Origin of the sequence: Microcoleus sp. D3_18a_C4 (assembly GCF_036702415.1) — a bacterium.
Lineage (GTDB): Bacteria > Cyanobacteriota > Cyanobacteriia > Cyanobacteriales > Microcoleaceae > Microcoleus.
This window is the reverse complement of record NZ_JAUBTI010000198.1, coordinates 1-3,938: the sequence shown is the minus strand read 5'-3', so window position 1 is coordinate 3,938 and position 3,938 is coordinate 1. Positions and strand designations below refer to the sequence as shown.

Below are 3,938 nucleotides of genomic sequence, written 5' to 3'. Positions count from 1 at the left end.
GTCCCCGCTCGCGTATTGTACAATACGCGAGCGGGGACGCTCGCACTGTAAATGCAAAACTGAGATGCTCCCATGACGAAGCCATCTGTCATGGCGAGGTATAGCAATCGCCCAGATGGTTAGGACGATTTTGAATATAGTCGTGGGGTGGGGGCGGGTTTTTATCATTTGTCGATGAGTGTCACAGATTCTGGCGAACCCGCCCCTACTGCACTAATCGCTTTGGCGGTTGCTATACAAAGCCACCTCATATTATACACTATTTTTCTGCAACGCTTCAGCAGAAATAATATACCGAGTAACTTGCTTAATTTCTTTAGCATCCGTCGCTAAATTATTAGCAGGATTTTGAATAATTAATAACTGCGGATTTTCAACCTCGCAACCCCAAACAACATACAACCAATAAGAATCTTTTAACTGTTGTGCTTTGCGCCACTCATTTACAGTTAATGTTACTTCTTGATACAAATTAGCCCTTCCCTTCACCTCAATTCGACGCACCTCGGCAATTCCCGTTTCGGGATTTGTAGGCCCTAAACTGCGAATATCAAACCCACTACCATCGTGATTTTTACTAATATCTTCCGGTTCCCATCCCCGCTGTTTTTCGTAGTCAATCACGTACTGCATGGCAAATGCTTCGACTTCTGGGTCGTTCCGCATCCCCGGACTAGAAACCTCTACAGGTACAGGATACACCAAAGCGGTTCCCAAATAAGCCACTCTGCCCGATCGTACTATTTTGAGATAATCCAATTCTCCCTGCTTATTTTTATAACGTTCTTGCAAATCCCGCACCTTATTTTGAGCCGCATCTCTCGCCACCCGATAAGTTTCATCTCCCGCCGCCACTTTTGCCGCCAACTTCATCTGAGTAGATTGGGCTTCTCTAATAGTATTTTCCATCGCTTGTTCTAAGTAATCTTGGCGAATTTGTAATTCTTTAGTACAGCGCAATCGTTCCTCATTCATTAAGCCTAATTGTACCTTGACTTTCAACCAGTTTTCGGCTTTTTGCTGTTGTTTGGGTGTGGGAAATTGGCAATCAGGAATTGGTACAGGATGGGGTGCTAAATCATGCAAACAATCTGGCGAAGCTAGGGATAATTCCCCTGAAGCCTTTTCAACAACCGCACACAATTTAGCTCTAAGAACTCGATTCTCTCCCTTTTTGCCTTGCCCTTCAACCTGAACATTAAAAAAGTGAATGCGATAATATTCTTGAGCATCAGCATCGACAAAAACAGCACAATGATGAGCTATTTCCTCATTTAATTGAAGGTCTAAGCGTTCAGCAATTGCCGCAAATAAAGGATGTCCGGGTGAAAGCAAATCGGCATCTTGATGAGACGCGGCTGCTAATTGTTCTTTATAAAACGTGAGTTTGGGATAACTTTTCTCTGGTGTACCCAACCGCCGCACTGCTTCTAAATGATTTGAGCGAAATTCCTCTTTCACATAACTTACCCGCCACAAACCATCAGCCCGCACTTCTAAATTAATCCGCAAAAAATCACAAGTTCGCTTAAAGAATTCTTCCACATAACGCGGCATTAACCGCTGTTCTTCTGAGATATAATCTTGAGTCTTAGTGTGTCGAATTTGAGATAGATCGACGTGAGAAGTAGCCAAGGCGACACCCGTTGCTTTTTCTAATTCTTCTAGGCGTTTGGGGTCAAGCCGTTCTAATTGTTCTAAAACTTCATCTTCGGAAACTTTGCTATAAGTAGCTTCTCGCAAAAAATCCTCAAATCTCATGTCATTTAGTTGCAGCAACTGACCAATGACATCAAAAACGCGATCGCCCATTGCTTTGCGAATTTCTTCGAGTTTACTTAGCAACTTCTCTAACACCCGACCTTCAACAGTATTGATGGCAACAAAGTTAAAAATATAAACATTTTGGCTTTGGCCAATGCGGTGAATTCGCCCCATGCGCTGTTCTAAACGGTTAGGATTCCAGGGTAAATCATAGTTAATCATCAAGCGACAAAACTGTAAATTTATCCCTTCCCCGGCCGCTTCTGTTGCCAAACAAATCTGCTTGTTAAATTGAAAATCTTTCTGGGCTGCTTTTCTGGCCAACACATTCATCCCACCGTGAATTTCACAAGTGCTGTAACCCCACTGTGTGAGATTCTGTTTAAGATACTCTAAAGTATCTCGGTGTTCTGTGAAAATCAGCAGCTTACCGCGTCCGTCTTTTAATTCTTCAAATTCTGCTCTTTTTACGCACTCTTTGAGTTTATTGAGTTTAGCTTCTGTGCCGATGTCAATAGTTTTTTGAGCTAGTTTAACTAATTTACCCAATTCCTGCAATTCTTCCCGCAGTTGGTCTAACTGTTCAGATACTGTTGACTCGATGGCTAATTCCTCTAATTGCTCCTCTTCGCAATCCTCACTTTCCTGTTCAGAGTCAGGAATTTTGCCTAATGTTAGCAATCGCTGGTGCTGTGCTTCTGGAGAAAGTTGACTAAGTTCTTCTAATAACTCAGCAAACCTGCGTTGTCGTCTTTTGAGGGAACTAAAAATCGCATTTAAACTGCTAGCCAATCGGCGCTGCAAAACAGTCCGCGCCAAAGCAACGGCAGCTTGCTTGCGACCTTTTGTTTTGCCCAAATATTTGTTAATATATTTAGTAACTCGGTCATATAAATCTTTTTCAGCAGGCGACAAGTCAAAGGAGACGGTAATCGGAAAGCGTTCTTTGAAAAGCTTGTGTCCTTCAAAGTCTCTCAATTCTTCTTTGATTCGGCGCAGGAACCAAGGGCAATTGTTCAGCTTTAAAATTTCTGGGTTGAGTTGATTTGAGATAAACTGATCTGCATCTAGCAATCGCAAAAAATTGTGAAACTGATCGACATCGCCTTGGTGGGGAGTAGCGGTGAGGAGAAGCAGGCGATCGCTAATTTTTGATAATTCTTCAGCCAGTTTATACCGACCAGTGCGTCGCAAATCTTCCCCCTGAGTGCGAGCTGAACATTTGTGTGCTTCGTCAATAATCACTAAATCCCAATCAACTTGTAAAATACTGGGGAGGATGTCATCGCGTTTGGCAAAATCAATAGAGGCGATACATTGACGAAACCTATCCCACGGATTTCCGGCTAATTGACCTTTTACTAATACTGAGTTAATGACTTCAAAGGTTTCGGAAAATTTGCTGCGGAGTTCATCTTGCCATTGAATTGTTAAAGGGGCTGGTGCTAAGATTAAAATGCGCTCGATAATGCCCCGTAATTTGAGTTCTTTGAGTAAGAGTCCCGCCATAATAGTTTTGCCTGCCCCTGGGTCATCTGCTAATAGGAATCGCAGGCGAACTTGAGGTAATATGCGTTCGTAGACGGCTTCTAGTTGATGGGGAAGGGGACGCACACCGCTGAGACTAACTGCGAAGTGGGGGTCGTAGGCGAAGGCGGTTTTGATGCGGGCTGATTCGATAAATAGGAAGAAGGAATTGCTGTCAACGGGTGTAGTGATGGCGGGTTGTTGGTTCGCTAAAATTTCTGTGACTTCTGCGGCACTCAGCATGGCATCGCCCAATTCGCCGGCACTGGTGCGAACTTGTAACAGCACGGTATCATCGATGGCGGTGACTCTTTCGACGGTGACTGTTCCGGTGAACTGTTCGGGGATGGAAATGCGTTTGCCGATGAGTTGGTCTAGCATAGGTTATAGGATTTGAGATTTGAGACTTGAGATTTTATACCAATTATTAAAAGTTGCAGATATAGCGCGTCTCAATGAGTTTTACAACTAATCATAAGTGTAAAAAGAGAGGAATGAAGCAATCGAAAAAAATGAGATTGCTTGGTTCCTCGCAATGGGGAGCATCTCAGTTTTGCATTTACAGTGCGAGCGTCCCCGCGCGCGTATTGTACAAAACGCGCGCGGGGCCGCTCGCACTACCAAAAAAAAAATGCTTTTTAAAAAAC

Annotated in this window: 1 protein-coding gene; it reads right to left on the bottom strand. The window is 43.6% G+C overall.

Annotation, left to right across the window (positions count from 1 at the left end; translation table 11 throughout):
- Nucleotides 1-252 precede the first annotated feature (252 nt).
- The gene (locus tag QUB16_RS32955; protein WP_333322574.1) at nucleotides 253-3,672 is read right to left on the bottom strand and encodes a helicase-related protein; all 3,420 of its coding nucleotides are present in this window, start codon (nucleotides 3,670-3,672) and stop codon (nucleotides 253-255) included.
- Nucleotides 3,673-3,938 lie beyond the last annotated feature (266 nt).

Coding starts and splice junctions, on each gene's coding strand:
- QUB16_RS32955 (WP_333322574.1), bottom strand. CDS start 3,672: ATGCTAGACCAACTCATCGGCAAACGCATTTCCATCCCCGAACAGTTC.